The 21685-nt window shown below is 61.4% G+C and carries 19 protein-coding genes and 1 pseudogene; 11 read left to right on the top strand and 9 right to left on the bottom strand.

Going from position 1 to position 21685, the window contains the following annotated elements:
• Position 1 precedes the first annotated feature (1 nt).
• Positions 2-952 (bottom strand): choline sulfate utilization transcriptional regulator, encoded by a 951-nt coding sequence (locus V8J63_RS02695; protein ID WP_122880238.1) that lies wholly within the window; start codon positions 950-952, stop codon positions 2-4.
• 114 nt (positions 953-1066) lie between these two features.
• Between V8J63_RS02695 and betC the strand changes: the two genes are divergently transcribed.
• From betC to V8J63_RS02680, 3 genes are all read left to right on the top strand, one after another.
• On the top strand, positions 1067-2581 hold the full coding sequence (gene betC, locus V8J63_RS02690; RefSeq protein WP_130888796.1) for a choline-sulfatase: 1515 nt from the start codon (positions 1067-1069) through the stop codon (positions 2579-2581).
• Between the two features lie 16 nt (positions 2582-2597).
• Positions 2598-3518, top strand: a complete 921-nt coding sequence (choX, locus tag V8J63_RS02685; RefSeq protein ID WP_130903175.1) for a choline ABC transporter substrate-binding protein — start codon at positions 2598-2600, stop codon at positions 3516-3518.
• Between the two features lie 255 nt (positions 3519-3773).
• Positions 3774-5342 (top strand): SulP family inorganic anion transporter, encoded by a 1569-nt coding sequence (locus V8J63_RS02680; protein WP_130888794.1) that lies wholly within the window; start codon positions 3774-3776, stop codon positions 5340-5342.
• Between the two features lie 75 nt (positions 5343-5417).
• On the opposite strand, the gene aroE is transcribed toward V8J63_RS02680, so the two are convergent.
• Both aroE and hemF read right to left on the bottom strand, forming a co-directional pair.
• Positions 5418-6239: a shikimate dehydrogenase gene (gene aroE / locus V8J63_RS02675; protein WP_130888793.1), complete on the bottom strand. Its 822-nt coding sequence runs from the start codon at positions 6237-6239 to the stop codon at positions 5418-5420.
• A gap of 9 nt (positions 6240-6248) precedes the next feature.
• Positions 6249-7163: an oxygen-dependent coproporphyrinogen oxidase gene (gene hemF / locus V8J63_RS02670; protein WP_125927326.1), complete on the bottom strand. Its 915-nt coding sequence runs from the start codon at positions 7161-7163 to the stop codon at positions 6249-6251.
• 150 nt (positions 7164-7313) lie between these two features.
• Here hemF and V8J63_RS02665 point away from each other — a divergent pair, with 150 nt between their 5' ends.
• On the top strand, positions 7314-8291 hold the full coding sequence (locus tag V8J63_RS02665; protein ID WP_125927327.1) for a quinone oxidoreductase family protein: 978 nt from the start codon (positions 7314-7316) through the stop codon (positions 8289-8291).
• Between the two features lie 179 nt (positions 8292-8470).
• On the opposite strand, the gene V8J63_RS02660 is transcribed toward V8J63_RS02665, so the two are convergent.
• The 4 genes and pseudogenes from V8J63_RS02660 to V8J63_RS02645 all read right to left on the bottom strand — a co-directional run bounded on the left by V8J63_RS02660 (position 8471) and on the right by V8J63_RS02645 (position 12219).
• Positions 8471-9139, bottom strand: coding sequence for a hypothetical protein (locus V8J63_RS02660; RefSeq protein WP_125927328.1), 669 nt, complete (start codon positions 9137-9139; stop codon positions 8471-8473).
• Positions 9140-9398: 259 nt separating this feature from the next.
• Positions 9399-9956: an L-threonylcarbamoyladenylate synthase gene (locus tag V8J63_RS02655; RefSeq protein WP_039757175.1), complete on the bottom strand. Its 558-nt coding sequence runs from the start codon at positions 9954-9956 to the stop codon at positions 9399-9401.
• 56 nt (positions 9957-10012) lie between these two features.
• Positions 10013-11109, bottom strand: a pseudogene (gene dprA / locus V8J63_RS02650) (DNA-processing protein DprA).
• 84 nt (positions 11110-11193) lie between these two features.
• Positions 11194-12219, bottom strand: a complete 1026-nt coding sequence (locus V8J63_RS02645; RefSeq protein WP_130888791.1) for a LysM peptidoglycan-binding domain-containing protein — start codon at positions 12217-12219, stop codon at positions 11194-11196.
• 159 nt (positions 12220-12378) lie between these two features.
• Here V8J63_RS02645 and def point away from each other — a divergent pair, with 159 nt between their 5' ends.
• From def to V8J63_RS02620, 5 genes are all read left to right on the top strand, one after another.
• Entirely contained in the window at positions 12379-12885 is a 507-nt protein-coding gene (gene def / locus V8J63_RS02640) for a peptide deformylase (protein WP_186531296.1), read from the top strand.
• A 57-nt stretch (positions 12886-12942) separates the two neighbouring features.
• Positions 12943-13902, top strand: coding sequence for a methionyl-tRNA formyltransferase (gene fmt, locus V8J63_RS02635; RefSeq protein ID WP_336463535.1), 960 nt, complete (start codon positions 12943-12945; stop codon positions 13900-13902).
• Positions 13899-15209, top strand: coding sequence for a 16S rRNA (cytosine(967)-C(5))-methyltransferase RsmB (gene rsmB, locus V8J63_RS02630; RefSeq protein WP_336463534.1), 1311 nt, complete (start codon positions 13899-13901; stop codon positions 15207-15209). Before fmt ends, rsmB begins: the two co-directional genes overlap by 4 nt.
• Before the next feature lie 21 nt (positions 15210-15230).
• The gene (gene trkA, locus V8J63_RS02625; protein ID WP_016772381.1) at positions 15231-16607 is read left to right on the top strand and encodes a Trk system potassium transporter TrkA; all 1377 of its coding nucleotides are present in this window, start codon (positions 15231-15233) and stop codon (positions 16605-16607) included.
• Between the two features lie 132 nt (positions 16608-16739).
• The gene (locus tag V8J63_RS02620) at positions 16740-17054 is read left to right on the top strand and encodes a tetratricopeptide repeat protein (RefSeq protein WP_122698783.1); all 315 of its coding nucleotides are present in this window, start codon (positions 16740-16742) and stop codon (positions 17052-17054) included.
• A gap of 57 nt (positions 17055-17111) precedes the next feature.
• On the opposite strand, the gene V8J63_RS02615 is transcribed toward V8J63_RS02620, so the two are convergent.
• Entirely contained in the window at positions 17112-17999 is an 888-nt protein-coding gene (locus tag V8J63_RS02615; RefSeq protein WP_024014955.1) for a lysophospholipid acyltransferase, read from the bottom strand.
• A gap of 41 nt (positions 18000-18040) precedes the next feature.
• Entirely contained in the window at positions 18041-18598 is a 558-nt protein-coding gene (locus tag V8J63_RS02610; protein WP_024014954.1) for a DNA-3-methyladenine glycosylase I, read from the bottom strand.
• Between the two features lie 81 nt (positions 18599-18679).
• Between V8J63_RS02610 and glyQ the strand changes: the two genes are divergently transcribed.
• Both glyQ and glyS read left to right on the top strand, forming a co-directional pair.
• Positions 18680-19633 carry a glycine--tRNA ligase subunit alpha gene (gene glyQ, locus V8J63_RS02605; RefSeq protein ID WP_003187265.1) on the top strand — a complete coding sequence of 318 codons (954 nt, stop codon included), beginning with the start codon at positions 18680-18682 and terminating at the stop codon, positions 19631-19633.
• Complete coding sequence (gene glyS / locus V8J63_RS02600) at positions 19630-21684, top strand: glycine--tRNA ligase subunit beta (RefSeq protein ID WP_024014953.1); 2055 nt, start codon at positions 19630-19632, stop codon at positions 21682-21684. The genes glyQ and glyS overlap by 4 nt, the downstream gene beginning before the upstream one ends.
• Position 21685: the final 1 nt, after the last annotated feature.

The following is a 21685-nucleotide window of genomic DNA, read 5'->3' as shown; positions in this document are numbered from 1 at the left end:
TTCACACCGCAATTGAGGGCAGGGCCAGACCGTTAAGCGATTCGGCACTGCTGGCCTGTTCCGCCATTAACCAATCAACAAATTCCTGAATCAACGCACCCCGACGTTTGCGTTGCGGCAGCACAACGTAATAGCCAAGGCGCGACAGCGTGGTTTCCGCCAGCGGCCGGCACAGCAAACCCTGCACCAGCAAGTTATCCACAAGGTGCCGCCAGCCAATCGCCACGCCTTGTCCGCCAATCGCCGCCTGAATCAGCAAGGTGTAATTGTCGAAGCGCAATTGCCCCGGCGCTGGCGGCGTAGTCAGGCCCAATTGACGAAACAAGCCACTCCAGTCGAACCAGTTGCTGCTGTTTTCCCCACGCAGATGCAACAGCGGAAATTCCAGCAGTGCCTGCGCGGGCAGCGGCAATGAACGCCCCTTTAGCAGCAGCGGACTGCACACCGGGAACACCTCTTCGCTGAACAGCCAGTGGCTCTCGCCCTGCTTGAATCGACCATCGCCAAACAGGATCGCCACGTCGATGTCGGTGCGCAGCATGTTGTGGTTGCGCTCGCTGGTGACCAGGCTGACATCGATATGCGGATTGGCCTCATGGAAGCGATGCAGGCGCGGCATCAGCCAATAAGCGGCGAAAGCGAAATCCGTGGCCACTTGCAGCACTTCATGTTGCTGCTGAGTGCTGATTGCGCTCAATCCTGCGTCGATATTCTGCAAACCGAGGGTAACTTGCTCGAACAGCAGGGCGCCAACCTCTGTCAACTCGATACCCCGGTAAATCCGGTCGAACAGGCGCGTACCGAGCTGCTCTTCCAGACGTTTCATTTGCTGGCTGATCGCAGGCTGCGTGGTGCCAAGCTCCACCGCAGCAGCGGTAAAACTGCGATGGCGGGCCGCCGCTTCAAAAGCGCGCAGCAGATCGAGGGAGAGGTCACCGAGGGCGTCATACATAAGCTGTACTTATCCTAGTCATTGTCCAGCGCGGGCTTTACCGGAACAGGCATGGAATCCATGCTCGATCGCAGCACTCTCGCATAAATATTCAACATGGAATGCCGCGATCACATGAAGCGCAAGAACATTCTTTTCATCATGGCCGATCAAATGGCCGCGCCAATGTTGCCGTTCTACGGCCCATCGCCGATCAAACTGCCGAATCTGTCCCGCCTCGCCGCCCAAGGCGTGGTGTTCGATGCTGCCTATTGCAACAGCCCGCTGTGCGCGCCGTCGCGCTTCACCCTGGTCAGTGGCCAGTTGCCGAGCAAGATCGGCGCCTACGACAACGCCGCTGATTTCTCTGCCGACATTCCGACTTACGCGCATTACCTGCGGCGTCTCGGCTACCGCACCGCGCTGTCGGGCAAGATGCATTTCTGCGGGCCGGATCAGTTGCACGGTTATGAAGAACGCTTGACCAGCGACATCTACCCGGCCGATTACGGTTGGGCGGTGAACTGGGACGAGCCGGACGTAAGGCCGAGCTGGTATCACAACATGTCTTCGGTATTGCAGGCCGGGCCGTGCGTGCGCACCAATCAGCTGGATTTCGACGAAGAGGTGGTGTTCAAGGCGCAGCAATACCTGTTCGATCACATCCGCGAGGACGGCGATCAGCCGTTCTGCCTGACTGTGTCGATGACCCACCCGCACGATCCGTACACGATTCCCAAGGCTTTCTGGGATCTGTATGACGATGCTGATATTCCGTTGCCTACAGCCTTGAACCAGGACGAACTCGATCCGCACTCGCAACGTCTGCTCAAGGTTTACGACCTGTGGGACAAGCCGCTGCCTGTGGATAAGATCCGCGATGCCCGTCGCGCCTACTTCGGTGCTTGCAGCTATATCGATGCCAATGTCGGCAAACTGCTGCAAACCCTCGAGGAAACCGGGTTGCTCGATGACACCATCATCGTCTTCTCCGGTGACCACGGCGACATGCTCGGTGAGAAAGGCCTCTGGTACAAAATGCACTGGTTCGAGATGGCCGCGCGGGTGCCGCTGCTGATCAGCGCACCGGGACAATTCGAGGCCGGCCGGGTCAGTGCCGCCGTATCCACCGCCGACCTGCTGCCGACCTTCGTGGATCTGGCCGGTGGCACGCTGGAGCCCGGCTTGCCACTGGACGGTCGTTCGTTGCTGCCGCACCTGCAAGGGCAGGGCGGGCATGACGAGGTGTTCGGCGAATACATGGCCGAAGGCACTGTCAGCCCGCTGATGATGATCCGCCGCGGCGCCTACAAATTTATCTACAGCGAAAGCGACCCGTGCCTACTCTTCGATGTGGATAACGATCCGCGCGAAGAAGAGGAACTGAGCCAATCGCCGCAACATCGTCAGCTGTTCGAAGACTTTCTCGCGGAAGCGCGGGCCAAGTGGGACATTCCGTCGATCCATCGGGACGTACTGGCCAGCCAGCGCCGACGCCGTTTCGTCGCCGATGCGTTAACCATCGGCAAGCTGAAGAGCTGGGATCACCAGCCACTGGTCGATGCCAGTCAGCAGTACATGCGCAACCACATCGACCTTGATGATCTGGAGCGCAAGGCCCGTTATCCACAACCCTGCCAAAACCAATAACGTTAAGGGGAAGTCCATGCGCAAGTTATCCACAGCTGTCACCGTTGGCCTGATCGCATTGAGCAGCACCTCGGCCTTCGCCGAGCAAAGTTGCGAAACCGTGAAGATGGCCGATCCGGGCTGGAGCGACATCGCCGCGACCAATGCCATCACCGGATTTCTGCTCGACGGCATGGGCTACAAGGCCAAAGTCGACACCCTCGCGGTGCCGATCACCTTTGGCGGCTTGAAGGATGGCCAGGTGGACGTGTTCCTCGGCAACTGGATGCCGGCGCAGCAGGGCTTCTATGACAAGTTCGTCGCCACCGGTGATGTGACGCAATTGGCGAAAAACCTCGAAGGCACCGAATTCACCCTCGCCGTCCCCGACTATGTCTGGGAGGCGGGTGTGCATGATTTTGCCGACCTGAACAAATTCGCCGACAAGTTCGACAAGAAAATCTACGGCATCGGATCAGGCGCGCCGGCGAACATTTCGCTGCAGGAAATCATCAAGAAGAACGACTTCAACATGGGCCAGTGGAAGCTGATCGAGTCCAGCGAACAGGCGATGCTCGCCGAAGTGTCGCGGGCGGTGAAGAAACAGAAATTCGTCACCTTCCTCGGCTGGACCCCGCACCCGATGAACGTGCAGCTGAAAATGCGTTACCTCAAGGGCGGCGAAAAATACTTCGGCGACACTGGCAACGTTTTCACCCTGACCCGTAAGGGCTACGCCGAGGCCTGCCCGAATGTGGGCAAGTTGCTGACCAATCTGTCGTTCACTCAGGACATGGAGAACAGCATCATGGCCGAGGTGGTGAACAAGAAGGTCAGCAATGCCGAAGCGGCGAAGGCGTGGATCAAAGCCAATCCGGCGGTGCTGGACACGTGGCTCGACGGCGTGAAGACGCTGGATGGCAAGGATGCGCTGGCGGAGGTGAAGGCCAAGCTTTGATCTCAGGGTTGCTGGAATAGCGTTCGGCTGGAGATTTTTGCCCCCTCACCCCAGCCCTCTCCCCCAAGGGGGCGAGGGGGAAAGGGAGCCGATCGCTGTTGAATCAAGACTTGCGTTCAACGCCGAAATCGCAGGTCGGTGAATCTTCAACAAACAGCTCGGTCAGTCCCCTCTCCCTCAGGGAGAGGGCTAGGGTGAGGGCTTTTACACCTGACACCCTGATAACCTTGAACAAAACCCCAACCGCGAGGACCCATGGCCTTCCCCAGCCGCCATTCACTTTTTCCTTTCCTGAGCTGGTTGCCACGGCAAACCCGCGCCAGCGTCGGGCGGGACCTGATCGTCGGCCTCAGCGGTGCGATTCTCGCCTTACCCCAGTCGATTGCCTACGCGCTGATTGCCGGGCTGCCACCGGAATACGGGCTGTATGCGGCGATCATCCCGGTATTGATCGCGTGCCTGTGGGGTTCCTCATGGCATTTGATCTGCGGCCCGACGGCAGCGATTTCGATTGTGCTGTACGCCAGCGTCAGCCCGCTCGCCGTGCCTGCGTCCGAGGACTACATCACCCTGATCCTGCTGCTGACGTTCCTTGCGGGGATTTTCCAGTGGCTGCTCGGTTTGCTGCGCTTCGGCGCGCTGGTGAATTTCGTTTCGCATTCGGTAGTGCTCGGCTTCACCCTCGGTGCCGCCGTGGTGATCGCCATTGGGCAATTGCCCAATCTGCTCGGGCTGGATTTGCCGGCCAACACCACAGCGCTCGCCAGCCTGATGGATCTGCTGCGACATCTGGGGGCTGTGGATAAGCCTTCGCTGATACTCGGCGTCGCCACGGTAATCGTCGGCGTGGCCCTGAAAAAACTCCTGCCGCGCTGGCCGACGCTGTTGCTCACGCTGGTGCTGGCCAGTCTGCTGGTGTGGATCTGGCCAGGAATGTTCGGTCATGTGCATCTGGTCAGCGCTTTCGTCGGACGCCTGCCGCCGCTGAGCGCCTTGCCGCTGGATCTGGAGGTGATCCTGCGCCTGCTGCCAAGCGCCGTGGCGGTGGGCATGCTCGGGCTGGTCACCAGTCTGTCGATCGCCCGTTCGATATCGGCGCGCTCGCAACAGTTGCTCGACGCCAATCAGGAAGTCCGCGCACAGGGTCTGTCGAACATTGTCGGTGCGTTCTTTTCCGGGTCGCTGTCCGCCGGATCGTTTACCCGCTCAGGTCTGAGTTACGAGGCGGGTGCCTGCTCGCCACTGGCCGGAGTGTTTTCGGCGATATGGGTGGCGCTGTTCGCGGTGTTCGGCGCGGGGCTGATCGCGCATATTCCGATCCCCGCCATGGCCGGCAGCATCCTGTTGATTGCCTGGGGTCTGGTCGATCACCGGGGCATTCGCGCTTTGCTGCGAGTCAGCCGTGCCGAGTTCGTGGTGATGGCCCTGACCTGTCTCGCGACCTTGCTGCTGGAATTGCAGACGGCGATTTACGCCGGGGTGCTGGCGTCGTTGTTCTTTTACCTCAAGCGCACCTCGCAACCACGGGTGCAGCATTGGCGCGACGGTGACGACGATGTGCTGCGGGTGGGCGGTTCGATCTTTTTCGGCGCCAGCCATTACCTGCAGGTGCGCCTGCAACGCCTGCATGGCGCGCGGGTGGTAATCGAGGCACAGCAGATCAACTTCATCGATTATTCAGGGGTAGAGATGCTGCATCAGGAAGCGCGACGGCTGCTGGGCCAGGGTCGCAGCCTGACCTTGCGCCGGGCGCGGCCGCCAGTGGTGGAGGAACTGAGGAAGCTGGAGGGGGCGGAGAAGTGCCCGATCAGGTTTGAGGATTGAGCTGACATTGGTGGTGATGCGATTCGCGAGCAGGCTCGCTCCCACATTGATCGCATTTCAATGTGGGAGCAAAAGTTAAAGGGCCAGTTGGCGGCGCAGCTCGGCGAGTACCGGCGCGGTATCCGGGCGTACGCCGCGCCACAGCCAGAATGCCTCGGCCGCCTGTTCGGCAAGCATGCCCAGACCATCCATCGCCAGCGCCGCGCCGTGCTCAGTGGCCCAGCGACAGAACGCGGTCGGCTCCTTGCCGTACATCATGTCGTAGCACAGGGTCTGGCCCGGCTCGATCAGACTTGGCGCGATCGGCGGAACGTCGCCGGTCAGGCTCGCGGAAGTGGCGTTGATGATCACGTCCACCGGCTCGCGCAGCCAGTCGAAACCACTGGCCGACACCGGCCCCAGATCGCCGAACAATTCCGCCAGCAGCTCAGCCTTGTTCACCGTGCGATTGGCGATGATCACCGAGGCCGGTTTCTCTGCCAGCAACGGCTCCAGCGCACCGCGCACCGCGCCGCCGGCGCCGAGCAAAAGGATGCGCTTGCCGGTCAGGCTGAAGCCGGCATTGACCGTCAGATCACGGACCAGGCCGGCGCCATCGGTGTTGTCGCCGAGCAGCGAACCGTCGTCCAGTTTGCTCAAGGTGTTCACCGCACCGGCCCGCTGCGCGCGGGCGGTCAGGCTGTTGGCCAGACGGTAAGCGTCTTCCTTGAACGGCACCGTCACATTGGCGCCGCGGCCTTCGCGAAAGAACGCCGTGGCGCAGCCGGGAAAATCATCCAGCGGCGCCAGCAGCGTGCTGTAATCGAGGCGTTGGCCGGTCTGTTCGGCGAACAACTGGTGAATCATCGGCGACTTGCTGTGGCCGATCGGGTTACCAAAAACAACGTAACGATCCATCACCCGTCCTCAGGCCTCGGCCAGCCAGTCACGATCCTGCAGGAAATACTCGGTCAGACGCGCTTCTGCGCTGCCCGGCTCGGCCTTCCAGTCATAACCCCAGCGCACTTGCGGCGGCAGCGACATCAGAATCGATTCGGTACGGCCACCCGACTGCAAGCCGAACAGCGTGCCACGGTCGTAAACCAGATTGAATTCGACGTAGCGGCCACGACGGAATTCCTGGAATTCGCGCTGCTGAGCGGTGAACGCGTCATTCTTGCGCCGCTGCACGATCGGCAGGTAGGCCTCGATGTAGGCATCGCCGATGGTGCGCATGAAGGCGAAACTGGTGTCGAAATCCCACTCGTTCAGATCGTCGAAGAACAGACCGCCAATGCCACGTGGCTCATGACGATGCTTGATATGGAAATAGGTGTCGCACCAGGCTTTGTAACGCGGATAGACGTCCGCACCGAACGGCGCACAGGCTTGCTCGGCGACGCGGTGCCAATGAATGCAGTCTTCTTCAACGCCGTAGTACGGGGTCAGGTCGAAACCGCCGCCGAACCACCAGACCGGTTCTTCGCCTTCTTTTTCAGCAATGAAAAAACGCACGTTGGCGTGGGAGGTCGGCACATGCGGGTTGTGCGGGTGAATCACCAGCGACACGCCGAGCGCCTCGAAACCACGCCCGGCCAGTTCCGGCCGATGGGCACTGGCCGACGGCGGCAGACCGCTGCCGAACACGTGGGAAAAGTTGACCCCGCCCTTTTCAATCAACGTGCCGTTTTCCAGCACGCGGGTGCGCCCGCCACCGCCCGCCGGCCGGGTCCAGGCGTCTTCGACGAAGCATTTGCCGCCGTCTTCGGTTTCCAGTGCAGCGCAGATGCGGTCTTGCAGATCGAGCAGATAGGCCTTTACGGCGTCGGTGCGGGTCGTCATGGCTTCACCTTGAATCGGGCGGCGCCCCGGCAGGCGGGCGGCGCAAATGGGCGCGTAGCATACCATCGCAGACCGGCGCGCCGCAGTTGACGAAGATCAAGCAGGGGAGTTGGATAGAGGGCTTAGCAACGACCCAAGGAGAGCAGGCAGATGGCAAAGCGTATCCAGTTCCGCGCCCACGGCGGTCCCGAAGTGCTCGAATATGTTGACTACGAACCCGCTGCCCCCGGGCCGAATCAGGTGCGCGTGGCCAACCAGGCAATCGGCCTGAACTTCATCGACACCTATTACCGCAGCGGCCTCTATGCGCCGCCCGCGTTGCCGTCCGGCCTGGGATCGGAAGGCGCCGGCACGGTCGAAGCGGTGGGCAGCGACGTCACCCGGTTCAAGGTCGGCGATCGCGTGGCATACGGCAGCGGCCCGCTCGGCGCCTACAGCCAGCTGCATGTGCTGCCGCAGGACAATCTCGTTCACCTGCCCGATGAAATCAGTTTCGAAACTGCCGCCGGCGTCATGCTCAAGGGCCTGACCGTGCAATACCTGCTGCGCCAGACGTACCAAGTGCAGGGCGGCGAAACCATTCTGTTCCACGCCGCAGCTGGTGGCGTCGGCTCGCTGGCCTGCCAATGGGCCAAAGCGCTGGGCGTGAAGCTGATCGGCACCGTCAGCTCGAAGGAGAAAGCCGAGCTGGCCAAAGCCAACGGCGCCTGGGCGACCATCGACTACAGCCATGAAAACGTTGCCGAGCGCGTGCTGGCGCTGACTGACGGCAAGAAAGTCCCGGTGGTGTATGACGGCGTCGGCAAGGACACTTGGCTCACATCCCTGGACAGCGTCGCACCACGTGGCCTGGTCGTGAGTTTCGGCAATGCTTCGGGCGCAGTCGACGGCGTCAATCTGGGCATTCTTGCCGCGAAGGGCTCGTTGTACGTCACCCGGCCTACGCTGGCGACCTACGCCAACAACGCCGAGAACCTGCAGCGCATGGCCGACGAGCTGTTCGAGATGATCATCAGTGGCAAACTGAAGGTCGACATCAGCCAGCGCCATGCACTGGCGGATGCGGCGAAAGCACAAACCGAACTGTCGGCACGGCGCACGACCGGTTCCACGATTCTGCTGCCATAACGCTTCAAGTTGATACTCGGTGAACTCTTCCATGAGTTCGCCGAGTATCTTGCGGCTATATCAAGTACATCTTACGGTGAAGTTTCTTCGCCGCTGGTCTACGACCGGCGAACTTCCTGCGCAACTTCTTCGATTCATATACGAGCCATTTCTCAGCCCACTCTTCAATCACTGGCGGATCAATACTGACGGTTAAAAACATCACGATACTCCGGCTGATGCGCGTTCATGTTCACAGGCTGATCCAGGGCCATCAGGATTTGTCGCCACTCGGCAGACAACAGCCAATAATCGCCCCGGGCACGCTGCTCGATATGCATTGCCTGCGAAGCGATCGGTGTCAGGCCGAAGCGCTGATACATTTGCCGCTGTGGCGATCTGCACAAGGCCGTGACTCCCTGATATCCGCGATCAATCGCCCATTCCGCAGCGGTGGCAAGCAGACCATTGACCGACACCGGCCGGTGCTGCTGGGAATGGGTGATCAGACGGCTGAACTCGACGTGGCGCGCCAATGCCACAGTGGGAGACACATGATGCTGCGCCAGTGAAGCCCATTCGAAGGGCGCCGGAGTTGCCCGCAGCACCGCAATAAGCTGATCACGCTGATACAACAAGAAGTGCGTGCTGCGTGAGGTGATCGCCAGTCGAGTTTCCAGCGCCCGGGCTCTGGAGGTGAGCATGTAATGCTGCAATCGCAGGCGAAACTGTCGATTGATGAAGCGTTCAAATTCCCCGGCATCCGATCCTGCCTCGACAATGGCCACACGATAGTCGGCCTGTTGATTCTTGAGTGTCTCCTGAAAGCCCTGCAGATAATCCTTGAGGTGTAAATCGGTAATATCCATTACTTCTCCGCAGCCATTAATATTTCGAAGTTGCTTCAAGCACATTGAAAGAATGGATGCTTTTGGAAATCTCGCCACTGCACGCGTTCTGAGAATCACGTGGGAAAACTTACAGATATTTCAGACTCAAAGATTCGTCTGACGCATGAAAGAACAATGGCAACGGATAAGTTTTGAACGAATGCAGGAATAAAGTGCGGGCATGCGCAGAACTCCTCGTCGACGCCGAGGAGTCCGCAAAAAAATAAAAAGAATGGCGTCAGTCAGGACGAACGACGTTACCGGTGGCCAGGTCGCGGATCACGCTGGGATTCTTGCGCCCGCCAAGGCTGCCGCCCAGCACCAGATCGACCTGACCACGGAAATACTGCTCGATGCGCAAACGCGTGCGCGCCGGCGGTCGCCCCTGGGGGTTGGCCGATGTGGAAATCAATGGCCCGACCAGCGAGCACAGGTCGCGCACCTGGGGGTGATCGCTGACCCGCAGCGCCACGGTGTCATGCACGCCTGTGACCCATTCCGGCAACAGGTTCTGGTGCGGCACCAGCCAGGTGTTCGGCCCCGGCCAGGTACTGGCCATGCGGTCGATCCAGTCCTGGGGGAAGTCCTCGAAGAGGAAATCGAACTGGCGGATGTTGTCGGCGACCAGGATCAGCCCTTTGCTCACCGAGCGATTCTTGATCGCCAGCAAGCGGTCCACCGCGTCTTCATTCCACGGGTCGCAACCCAGCCCCCAGACGGCTTCGGTTGGATAGGCAATCACCGCGCCGGCGCGAACTTCACGCGCGGCTTGTTGCACACGCCAACTGTTGACCATGAAAAAACTCTCCCACAAACAGGTTTCGCGCAGTTTACCGATCTTCCTCGTAAAACCTAGCTCGACCGCGCCAGCCAGCGACCGTTTTCGCATACCGCACGGCCTTCGATTTCCAGCTCGGTCAACGTTGCCAGCACTTTCGGCAACGCCCAGCCACAACTCGCGGCCAAGGCCTCGCTGGTGTGCGGCGCCGCGTGCAGCAGCGCCAGCAACGGGTGATCGGCCTGCACCGCCGCTGTGGATAACAACGGCTGCTGCCAGCCGCGCAGGGCTTCGAGGATGTGTTCGATAGTCTCCACCAGCACCGCCCCGTCGCGAATCAATTGGTGACAACCGCGCGCGCCGGGGTGATGGATCGAGCCCGGAATGGCATAAACCTCGCGGCCCTGTTCGGCTGCCAGCCGCGCGGTGATCAACGAACCGCTGGCAACGCTGGCCTCGACCACCAGCACGCCAAGGGACAACCCGCTGATAATGCGGTTGCGCCGGGGGAAGTTGCTCGGGCTCGGCCCGGCGTCCAACGGAAACTCGGAAAGCACCGCGCTGCCCGAGCCAATCATCGCCTCGGCCAGGCGTTTATTGCGTTGTGGATAAAAATTTTCCAGGCCCGTCCCAAGCACACCCACGGTCAAGCCACCAACGTCGAGTGCTGCCTGATGGGCAACGGCATCGATGCCCAGCGCCAGACCACTGTTGATGACAAAACCGGCCCCGGCCAGACTGCGGAAAACGCCGCCGCTGTATCCATGCCCGGGCGCGAAGCGCGGCGGCTGCCGACCATCGCCAGTTGCGGTTTTTCCAGAATCGACGGATCGCCCGCGACGAATAACAGCGGCGGCGGATCGGCAATTTGCGCCAGCAACGCTGGGTAATCCGCTTGATCCCACATCAGCAAATGTTGATCGGGACGCTCTAGCCAGCGCATTGCGTGGCTGGCGCCGTCGCGCACCGCTGGACAACGCCGTGCTTCGGCGCAGGCCGCCGGCAACCCCAGTGAGCGCCAGGCACTGGCCGGCGCGCTGAGGGCTTTCGACGCCGAGCCGAAGGCTTCGAGCAATTTGGCAAAACGCTTGGGGCCGATATCCGGCATGCGGTGCAGGCGCAGACGCGCTTCCAGTTCCGCCGGGGAAATGGCCGTACTGACAGACAACATGAATGGATCATCCTTGATCGTTCTATGCTCCGAACCATTCGGAACAAGCTGTGGATAACTCTGTTGGTAACTTGTTAAGCACGCTTACGGATTTCGCACCTTGTCGAGCACCGCCAGCGAGCGTGAAGCATTGAGGACCAGGCCGTAACTGAGTTTGTCGTAGGTGCGGAACACCATCAGCAGGCCGGCGCGTTCATCGGGAATTTTCAGCGGCTGGCCGGTGATCCGGTCGCGCACGGTTTCGCCGGTTTTCATCACCGCCAGAACATTGCCTTCGGCCAGACCGTCACGTTTGCCTTTGTTCAGGGTAACCACGTCCATCACGCCGATCTGCGTAACGCCGCGTGGCACGTCAATGATCAGCCCGTCGATGGAACGCTTCGGCGCGCTGGGCATGAAAGTCGAATTGATCGAACGTTCTTCACCGCCGAACAAGCGGTCACCGAGGCGCACTTCCTGGGTGGTGCGTTGCAGGGCGAGGGTGGCGACGTCGCCTTCGGTGGCAACAACCTCGCCGCCGCCGATATCGTCGGCGTTGATGCCGAGGAATTCCTTGGTCTGCGGATCGGTGTAGACCTTGCCCTGGCGGAAGATGCCGTACACCGGCTGCTCCGGATCGAAATGGCCACGGGCGAAGATGCGATCGCCTGTACCGCTGAGCACCCGTTCGGCATCGCCGGCGACGATGTACGGGGCCTTGTCGAAGTCTTCGGCCTTGTCGACGATACGGTTGCTCAGCAGAAAGCTGTTGATCGATTTCAGCGGAATGCTCGGAATCGCCTCAGCCACCGGGCTGGTGCGAATCCGTGGCGAGAGTTTGATGGTGCCGCGCGACTCGCCACGATGGACGGTCAGTTGCGGCTGGCCGTTGACGTAGCTGAGGGTCAGTGTGTCGCCGGGATAGATCAGGTTGGGGTTTTCGATCTGCGGATTGGCCCGCCACAGTTGTGGCCACTGCCAGGGCTCGCGCAGGTATTTGCCGGAAATGTCCCAGAGCGTGTCTCCGGAAACCACCGTGTATTGCTGTGGAAAACCATCCCTGAGTTGCACTTGCCCTTGCGACGCGCCAGCCGAAGCCAGAAGCAGCAGGGCGAGTAGTGTTTTCCTCATGCAGTGAATCCCTTTATCATGTGCATTCGCGTGAATCGTCAGAGCCCCCGTGGCTCGCTTCTGTTTTTCAGAAGCTACGCTTCACAACGGTAGCCTGCATCTTCGGACCCGCCAGGCCATCGACCCGACTTTACTCAACGTGTGCAGCAATCGAAGCCTATGGCCATTTTAAACATCCTCGAATTTCCGGACCCGCGTCTGCGCACTATCGCCAAACCAGTGGCTGTAGTGGACGACGAAGTGCGTCAGTTGGTCGACGACATGTTTGAAACAATGTATGAAGCGCCGGGCATCGGCCTCGCCGCGACCCAGGTCAACGTGCACAAACGTATCGTCGTGATGGACCTGTCCGAAGACCGTACCGAGCCACGGGTGTTCATCAACCCCGAGTTCGAACCGCTGACCGACGAGATGGACCAGTACCAGGAAGGCTGCCTCTCGGTACCGGGCTTCTACGAAAACGTCGACCGCCCGCAGAAGGTCAGGATCAAGGCGCTGGACCGCGACGGCAAACCCTATGAGCTGATCGCCGAAGGCCTGCTCGCGGTGTGCATCCAGCACGAATGCGACCACCTCAACGGCAAATTGTTCGTCGATTACCTGTCCACGCTCAAACGCGACCGGATCAAGAAGAAGCTGGAAAAGCTGCACCGCCAGAACGCTTGATGCCCCTCTTCAAAGGCTTGCTGCGGCAAGCCTTTTTCTTTTTATGAGACGCCTTTCATGACTGAGCCACTGCGCATTGTTTTTGCCGGCACCCCGGAATTCGCCGCCGAACACCTCAAGGCCCTGCTGAGCAGCCCGTACGAGATCGTCGCGGTCTACACCCAGCCGGATCGGCCGGCCGGCCGTGGGCAAAAACTCATGCCAAGCCCGGTCAAACAACTGGCCCTGGAAAATAATATCCAGGTGTTGCAGCCGCCGACCTTGCGCAATGCCGACGCTCAGGCGGAGCTGGCCGCGCTGAAGCCGGATTTGATGGTGGTGGTCGCCTACGGTTTGATCCTGCCGCAAGCGGTGCTGGATATTCCGCGTCTGGGCTGCATCAACAGCCATGCATCGCTGCTGCCACGCTGGCGCGGTGCGGCGCCGATCCAGCGCGCGGTCGAACACGGCGACGCCGAAAGCGGTGTAACAGTGATGCGCATGGAAGCCGGTCTCGACACCGGGCCGATGCTGCTCAAGGTCGTCACCCCGATCAGCGCCGATGACACTGGCGGCACCCTGCATGATCGCCTCGCCGAGATGGGGCCGCCAGCTGTGGTGCAGGCGATTGCCGGTCTGGCTGCCGGCACCCTGCAAGGTGAGGTGCAGAACGACGAGCTCGCAACCTACGCGCACAAACTCAACAAAGACGAAGCACGCATCGACTGGAGCCGTCCGGCGGTGGAGCTGGAACGTCTGGTGCGCGCCTTCAATCCATGGCCCATCACCCACAGCACGCTCAATGGCGAAGCGTTGAAAGTGCTGGCCGCGACCGTGGCCGACGGCAATGGCGCTCCGGGTGAAATCCTCAGCGCCAGCAAGGACGGCCTGATTGTCGCCTGCGGTGCACAAGCGCTGTGTCTGACCCGCCTGCAATTGCCCGGCGGCAAGGCGCTGAACTTCAGCGACCTGTTCAACAGCCGCCGCGAGAAATTCGCCGTCGGCAGCGTGCTCGGCGCTGCGGTGGAAGCGCAATGAATCCGCGTCTGGCCGCCGCCAAGGCTCTCGCTGCCGTACTCAGCGGCAAGGCTTCGCTGAACAGCTCCCTGCCGACGCAACTGGACAAGGTCGAGGATCGCGATCGCGGTTTCACTCAGGACCTGGCCTTCGGCACCGCACGCTGGCAGCCACGCCTGTCGGCACTGGCGGAAAAACTCCTGCAGAAACCTTTCAAAGCCGCCGACGCTGATGTCGAGGCGTTGCTGCTGGTTGGTCTGTATCAACTGCTCTGCACCCGCGTACCGGCCCATGCCGCGATCGGCGAAACCGTCGGTTGTGCCGACAAGCTGAAAAAGCCCTGGGCCAAAGGTCTGCTCAACGCCGTGCTGCGCAATGCCCAGCGCGAAAGCGAGACGATCTTCGCCGAACTGGAGCGCGACCCGGTGGTGCGCACGGCCCACCCGCGCTGGCTGCAAAAATCCCTAAAGGCCTTCTGGCCGCAACAGTGGGAAGCCATCTGCGCAGCGAACAACGCGCATCCGCCAATGATCCTGCGGGTCAACCGCCGTCATCACAGCCGCGATGCTTATCTTGCGTTGCTGGGCGAAGCCGGGATCGCCGCGACACCGTGCGTTTACAGCCGCGACGGCATCATCCTCGAAGCGGCTGCCGACGTGCGCAGTCTGCCGGGGTTCGCCGAAGGCTGGATCAGCGTGCAGGACGAAGCCGCGCAACTGGCCGCCGACTTGCTCGATCTGGCGCCGGGCCAGCGGGTGCTCGACGCCTGCTGCGCCCCTGGCGGCAAGACATGCCACATCCTTGAAGCCGAACCGGCCTTGGCCGCGGTGGTGGCGGTGGATCTGGAGGCCAAGCGTCTGGTGCGGGTGAAGGAAAACCTCGAGCGCCTCGGCCTCGACGCTGAACTGATCGCCGCCGACGGTCGCGATATCGACAAATGGTGGGACGGCAAACCGTTCCAGCGCATCCTCCTCGATGCGCCATGCTCGGCCACCGGGGTGATCCGCCGCCATCCGGACATCAAGCTGACCCGCCAGCCCGACGACATCGTCGCGCTCGCACAACTGCAAGGCGAACTGCTCGACGCCATGTGGAAAACCCTCGAAGTCGGCGGCATCCTGCTCTACGCCACGTGCTCGACGCTGCCGACCGAGAACACCGAAGTCATCGCCGCGTTCCTCGAGCGCACCCCCGGCGCGCGGGAACTGGATCTGGCCACCGCGGCCGGCATCAAGCAGCCCCATGGTCGCCAGTTGCTGGCCCAGCAGGGCGGGCATGACGGCTTCTACTACGCCAAGCTGATCAAGATCGCCGCCGCGCGCGGCTAAACGGATTCATGGAGTGACTGGATGAAAATCATCATCCTCGGTGCGGGACAGGTCGGCGGTTCGCTGGCCGAACATCTGGCCAGCGAGGCCAACGACATCACTGTGGTCGATACCGATGGCGAGCGCCTGCGCGACCTCGGCGACCGCCTCGACATCCGCACCGTGCAGGGCCGGGGCTCACTGCCGTCGGTGCTGCGCCAGGCCGGTGCCGACGACGCCGACATGCTGGTCGCGGTGACCAACAGCGACGAGACCAACATGGTCGCCTGCCAAGTCGCGCACACGCTGTTCCACACGCCGACCAAAATCGCCCGGGTGCGCGAAGCGTCGTACCTCAATCGCGAGGAACAACTGTTCCAGAACGAAGCGATTCCGGTCGACGTGCTGATTAGCCCCGAGCAGGTCGTGACCAATTACATCAAGCGCCTGATCCAGCACCCCGGCGCCTTGCAGGTGATCGACTTCGCCGAAGGCGCGGCGCAACTGGTGGCGGTGCGCGCCTATTACGGCGGGCCGCTGGTGGGCCAGCAACTGCGCCAGTTGCGTGAGCACATGCCGAACGTCGAAACCCGCGTGGCGGCGATCTTCCGCCGTGACCGGCCGATCCTGCCCCAGGGCGACACAGTGATCGAAGCCGATGACGAGGTGTTTTTCATCGCCGCCCGCGAGGACATTCGCGCGGTGATGAGCGAAATGCGCCGCCTCGACGAAACCTACAAACGCATCGTCATCGCCGGTGGCGGACAGATCGGCGAGCGCCTCGCCGAGGCCATCGAAAGCCGCTATCAGGTGAAGATCATCGAGATGAGCCCGGCGCGTTGCCGCTACCTCTCCGATACCCTCGACAGCACCGTGGTGTTGCAGGGCAGTGCCTCGGACCGCGATCTGCTGCTGGAAGAGAACATCGCCGACGCCGATATCTTCCTCGCCCTGACCAACGATGACGAAGCCAACATCATGTCGTCGCTGCTGGCCAAACGGCTGGGGGCGAAGAAGGTCATGACGATCATCAACAACCCGGCCTACGTCGACCTGATCCAGGGCGGCGACATCGACATCGCCATCAGCCCGCAACTGGCAACCATCGGCACCTTGCTCGCCCATGTGCGCCGCGGCGATATCGTCAGCGTGCACTCACTGCGCCGCGGCGCGGCGGAAGCGATCGAGGCGATTGCCCACGGTGATGCGAAATCGAGCAAGGTCATCGGCAAGCCGATCGAGAAGATCGGCCTGCCACCGGGCACCACCATCGGCGCGGTGATCCGCAACGAGAAAGTGATCATCGCCCACGACGACACGGTGATCGAAGCGGGCGACCACGTGATTCTGTTCCTTGTGGACAAAAAGCACATTCGCGATGTGGAGAAGCTGTTTCATGTGGGGTTGAGCTTTTTCTGAGGTTGATCGTTCCCACGCTCCGCGTGGGAATGCAGCCCGGGACGCTCCGCGTCCCATAAGCGGACGCAGAGCGTCCATTGAGGCATTCCCACGCGGAGCGTGGGAACGATCACTCAAACGAGGTTGAATAAAATGCTCGAATCCCTGGAAAAAATGCTCGCCAAGGGTGTGGATAACGCTCTGCTGCGCTTCGGTCTGGGCAAGGGTTATCTGGACTTGGGTGACAACGCCAAGGCTGCCGAGCATTTTCAGCGTTGTGTCGCTTTCGATCCGAAATACTCGGCAGCGTGGAAGCTGCTGGGCAAGGCGCAGCTGGCGCTAGGCGATCACGCCGCTGCGCGCCAGGCCTGGGAACAGGGCCTGGAAGCGGCCCGCGCCCATGGTGACAAACAGGCCGAGAAGGAGATGACGGTGTTCCTGAAGAAGCTCGAGCGGCAGGCGCCTTGAGCTACCGATAGCGCAAGGCGAGGCCTTCTGCACTGACCGTCATCCAAGCGAAGTTGCTCAGTACCAGCGCGCCTCGCCCGGCGGACGCTTCTTGAAGCGTTTCATGCTCCACATGTACTGGCTCGGATACGCCGCAACGTAACGCTCGACCACTTTGCTCATGGCCGCGCAGGACTCGGCGGTATCGGTGCTGTACATGGCTTCTGGCGCGGCTTCGAGAATGACTTTGTAGCCCGAGCCGTCAGGCAGGCGCAGGGCATGCAGGAACACACCGACCGCTTTGCCGCCGGCCAGCATGTTCGGCACGAATTTACTGGTCAGTGCCTGAGTGGCGAAGAACGGCACGAAAATCCCTGCGGATTCGGCCGGTTCCGGGTCGGCGGGGATGCCCACGGCACCACCCTTACGCACTTCCTTGATGACGCTGAGAATACCTTCCTTGGTCGACGCCGCGACCTTGTTGCCCAGTTGCACGCGCTGTTTGCGCAGCAATTCATCCACTGCCTTGAGCTTCGGCGGACGGTAGAAAATGATCGGTTTGCACTGGCTGCAATAGAAGTGGTTGAGCACTTCCCAGTTGCCGAGGTGGCTGGTGATGCCGACCACGCCTTTGCCCGAGGCCAGCGCGTCTTTCAACACATCGAGGCCTTCGACTTCACGGACCAGATCGATCGAGCGCTGCGCCGGCCAGATCCACGCGCAGGCGCTTTCGGTCAGCGACTTGCCGATGTCTTTCAGACTTTGCCCGACCAGACGCTCACGTTCGGCCGCATCCATCTGGGGAAAACACTTGGCGAGGTTGATCCGCACCACGTCGCGGGAACGGTTGGGGGTTTTCCACATGATCCAGCCGATCGCCGAACCCACGGCCTGCACGGCCCGCCATGGCAGCAGGGCAAACAGCCGCAGAGCGCCTACCAGCAAGGCGCCTTTAAACTTTTCCACAGGTCACTCCTGATCTTTGTGCTGTGCGCGAGGCGGGCATTCTAACCGGCGTTGGCGAGCTGCGCGTAGCGGTCGCAATCCTGGGTGTGGTCCATGACCATGCCCGAGGCCTGCATCAGCGCGTAGCAAATGGTCGGACCGACGAAGGTGAATCCGGCTTTTTTCAGCGCTTTGCTCATTGCCAGCGCTTCGGGGGTGATCGCCGGGACTTCGCTGCGATCCTTGAAATGATTGATGATCGGTTGGTCGCCCACGAATGACCAGAGCAACGCCACCGGATCCTCCAGCGCCAGCCACGCCTGGGCATTGCGCCGGGCGGCGTTGAGTTTCAGGCGATTGCGGATGATGCCCGGGTCGAGCATGAGCTCGTCGATTTCGGCGTCACTCATCTGCGCCACGCGCTGCACGTCAAAGCCGAACAGCACCTCGCGATAGCGCTCACGTTTGCGCAACACAGTGATCCACGACAGCCCGGCCTGGAACCCTTCGAGCAAAAGCAACTCGAACAAACCCTGCGCATCGCGCAGCGGCGTGCCCCACTCCTGATCGTGATAAGCCATGTACAACGGATCTTCGGTACACCAAAAGCAGCGTGGCATAAGGCTCCAGGGGGCGTGCGCAGCAACGAATCGGGTATACTCCCGCTCTTTAAATCGCAGCCCAAGAAACAGGTGAATTTCGTGAGCCAGCCTACGCCAGCCGTGCGTACCTTCCAAGACTTGATCCTCGCGCTCCAGCAATACTGGGCCGAGCAAGGTTGTGTGGTACTTCAGCCCTACGATATGGAAGTAGGCGCCGGCACTTTCCACACCGCGACCTTCCTGCGCGCCATCGGCCCGGAAACCTGGAACGCCGCGTACGTGCAGCCAAGCCGCCGTCCGACTGACGGCCGTTACGGCGAAAACCCGAACCGTCTGCAGCACTACTACCAGTTCCAGGTAGTCCTGAAGCCGAACCCGGACAACTTCCAGGAACTGTACCTGGGCTCGCTCAAGCATGTCGGCCTCGACCCGCTGGTGCACGACATCCGCTTCGTCGAAGACAACTGGGAATCGCCGACCCTCGGCGCCTGGGGTCTGGGCTGGGAAGTCTGGCTCAATGGCATGGAAGTCACCCAGTTCACCTACTTCCAGCAAGCGGGCGGCATCGAGTGCTACCCGGTGACCGGCGAGATCACCTACGGTCTCGAGCGTCTGGCGATGTACCTGCAAGGCGTCGATTCGGTCTACGACCTGGTCTGGGCTGACGGCCCGTTCGGCAAAGTCACCTATGGCGATGTGTTCCACCAGAACGAAGTGGAGCAGTCCACCTACAACTTCGAACACGCCAACGTCGACAAACTGTTCGAGCTGTTCGACTTCTATGAAAGCGAAGCCAAGCGCCTGATCGAACTCGACCAGCCGCTGCCGTTGCCGAGCTACGAAATGGTGCTGAAGGCGTCGCACACCTTCAACCTGCTGGATGCGCGCCGGGCGATCTCGGTGACTGCGCGTCAGCAATACATTCTGCGCGTGCGCACCCTGGCGCGTTCCGTTGCGCAAGCCTACCTGCTGGCACGCGCCAAGCTGGGCTTCCCGATGGCGACCCCGGACCTGCGTGACGAAGTACTGGCCAAGCTGGAGGCTGCACAATGAGTGCGCAAGATTTTCTGGTTGAACTGGGCACCGAAGAACTGCCACCCAAAGCCCTGAACACTTTGGCTGATGCGTTCCTCGCCGGTATCGACAAGGGCCTGCAAGCCGCCGGCCTGAGCTACGAAAGCAAAACCGTGTATGCCGCGCCACGTCGTCTGGCCGTGCTGATCACTGCGCTGGCCACTCAGCAGCCGGATCGCAGCATCAACCTCGATGGCCCGCCACGTCAGGCCGCGTTCGACGCTGATGGCAATCCGACTCAGGCCGCCCTGGGCTTCGCCAAGAAGTGCGGCGTCGAGCTGAGCGAAATCGACCAGAGCGGTCCGAAACTGCGCTACAGCCAGAACATCGCCGGCAAGCCGACTGCGAGCCTGCTGCCGACCATCGTCGAAGATTCGCTGAACGACCTGCCGATCCCGAAACGCATGCGTTGGGGTGCGCGCAAGGAAGAATTCGTGCGTCCGACCCAATGGCTGGTGATGCTGCTCGGTGATCAGGTCATCGACTGCACGATCCTCGCACAGAAGGCTGGCCGTGAATCCCGTGGTCACCGTTTCCACCATCCGCAAGCCGTACGCATCGGTTCGCCGTCGAGCTACCTCGCCGACCTGCGTGCCGCTTACGTATTGGCCGATGCCAACGAGCGTCGCGAGATCATCAGCAAGCGCACCGAAGAGCTGGCCACCCGTCAGGAAGGCACGGCGATCGTTCCGCCGGCATTGCTTGACGAAGTGACCGCGCTGGTCGAATGGCCGGTGCCGCTGGTGTGCTCGTTTGAAGAACGCTTCCTCGACGTGCCGCAGGAAGCGCTGATCACCACCATGCAGGACAACCAGAAGTACTTCTGCCTGCTGGATGCCGACGGCAAGTTGCTGCCACGTTTCATTACCGTGGCCAACATCGAAAGCAAAGACCCGCAGCAGATCATCGCCGGTAACGAGAAAGTGGTGCGCCCACGCCTGACCGACGCCGAGTTCTTCTTCAAGCAGGACAAGAAGCAGAAACTCGAAGACTTCAACCTGCGCCTGCAGAACGTGGTGTTCCAGGAAAAACTTGGCAGCGTCTACGACAAGGCCGAGCGCGTATCGAAACTGGCCGCGTACATCGCCGCGCGCATCGGCGGCAACGCCTCGTGGGCTGCCCGTGCGGGCCTGCTGTCGAAGTGTGACCTGGCCACCGAAATGGTCGGCGAGTTCCCGGAGATGCAAGGTGTCGCCGGTTACTACTACGCCCTCAATGACGGCGAGCCACAGGATGTCGCGCTGGCACTGAACGAGCAGTACATGCCACGCGGTGCCGGGGCTGAATTGCCGGCGACCCTGACCGGTGCAGCTGTCGCCATCGCCGACAAGCTCGACACTCTGGTCGGCATCTTCGGTATCGGCATGCTGCCAACCGGCAGCAAAGACCCGTATGCCCTGCGCCGTGCGGCACTGGGCGTACTGCGGATCCTGATCGAGAAACAACTGGATCTGGACCTGAACGACGCCGTGGCTTTCGCGGTGAATGCGTTCGGCGGCAAGGTCAAGGCGGCCGGTCTCAACGAAGCCGTGCTGGAATTCATCTTCGACCGCCTGCGTGCGCGTTATGAAGACGAAGGCGTCGACGTCGCCACCTACCTGTCGGTACGTGCACTGAAGCCGGGTTCGGCGCTGGACTTCGACCAGCGTGTGCAGGCGGTGCAGGCCTTCCGCAAACTGCCGGAAGCGGCAGCGCTGGCGGCGGTGAACAAGCGTGTGTCGAACCTGTTGAGCAAGGTCGAAGGCTCGGTGCCAACCGTGGTCGAGGCCAAGTATTTCGACAACGCCAACGAGTTCTCGCTGTATTCGGCAATCCAGCAAGCGGATCAAGCGGTGCAGCCAATGGCCGCGGCGCGTCAGTACAACGAATCGCTGGCACGCCTGGCGGCACTGCGCGAGCCGGTCGACGCGTTCTTCGACGCGGTGATGGTCAATGCCGACGATGCCAATGTGCGGGCCAACCGTTACGCGCTGCTGGCGCGTCTGCGTGGCCTGTTCCTCGGTGTTGCCGACATTTCGCTGCTGGGTTGAG

Origin of the sequence: Pseudomonas sp. CCNWLW23 (assembly GCF_037095675.1) — a bacterium.
In the GTDB taxonomy this organism is placed as follows: domain Bacteria; phylum Pseudomonadota; class Gammaproteobacteria; order Pseudomonadales; family Pseudomonadaceae; genus Aquipseudomonas; species Aquipseudomonas atacamensis.
This window is presented reverse-complemented; position numbering and strand designations above follow the sequence as displayed.

Bases quoted from the DNA above. Each gene is read 5' to 3' on its own strand.
- V8J63_RS02660 (WP_125927328.1), bottom strand. From the start codon at position 9,139: ATGGATATTACCGATTTACACCTCAAGGATTATCTGCAGGGCTTTCAG.
- V8J63_RS02610 (WP_024014954.1), bottom strand. From the start codon at position 18,598: ATGCCACGCTGCTTTTGGTGTACCGAAGATCCGTTGTACATGGCTTAT.
- rsmB (WP_336463534.1), top strand. From the start codon at position 13,899: ATGAATCCGCGTCTGGCCGCCGCCAAGGCTCTCGCTGCCGTACTCAGC.
- V8J63_RS02680 (WP_130888794.1), top strand. From the start codon at position 3,774: ATGGCCTTCCCCAGCCGCCATTCACTTTTTCCTTTCCTGAGCTGGTTG.
- choX (WP_130903175.1), top strand. From the start codon at position 2,598: ATGCGCAAGTTATCCACAGCTGTCACCGTTGGCCTGATCGCATTGAGC.
- betC (WP_130888796.1), top strand. From the start codon at position 1,067: ATGAAGCGCAAGAACATTCTTTTCATCATGGCCGATCAAATGGCCGCG.
- aroE (WP_130888793.1), bottom strand. From the start codon at position 6,239: ATGGATCGTTACGTTGTTTTTGGTAACCCGATCGGCCACAGCAAGTCG.
- V8J63_RS02620 (WP_122698783.1), top strand. From the start codon at position 16,740: ATGCTCGAATCCCTGGAAAAAATGCTCGCCAAGGGTGTGGATAACGCT.
- V8J63_RS02695 (WP_122880238.1), bottom strand. From the start codon at position 952: ATGTATGACGCCCTCGGTGACCTCTCCCTCGATCTGCTGCGCGCTTTT.
- fmt (WP_336463535.1), top strand. From the start codon at position 12,943: ATGACTGAGCCACTGCGCATTGTTTTTGCCGGCACCCCGGAATTCGCC.
- V8J63_RS02645 (WP_130888791.1), bottom strand. From the start codon at position 12,219: ATGAGGAAAACACTACTCGCCCTGCTGCTTCTGGCTTCGGCTGGCGCG.
- trkA (WP_016772381.1), top strand. From the start codon at position 15,231: ATGAAAATCATCATCCTCGGTGCGGGACAGGTCGGCGGTTCGCTGGCC.
- V8J63_RS02665 (WP_125927327.1), top strand. From the start codon at position 7,314: ATGGCAAAGCGTATCCAGTTCCGCGCCCACGGCGGTCCCGAAGTGCTC.
- def (WP_186531296.1), top strand. From the start codon at position 12,379: ATGGCCATTTTAAACATCCTCGAATTTCCGGACCCGCGTCTGCGCACT.
- hemF (WP_125927326.1), bottom strand. From the start codon at position 7,163: ATGACGACCCGCACCGACGCCGTAAAGGCCTATCTGCTCGATCTGCAA.
- V8J63_RS02655 (WP_039757175.1), bottom strand. From the start codon at position 9,956: ATGGTCAACAGTTGGCGTGTGCAACAAGCCGCGCGTGAAGTTCGCGCC.
- glyS (WP_024014953.1), top strand. From the start codon at position 19,630: ATGAGTGCGCAAGATTTTCTGGTTGAACTGGGCACCGAAGAACTGCCA.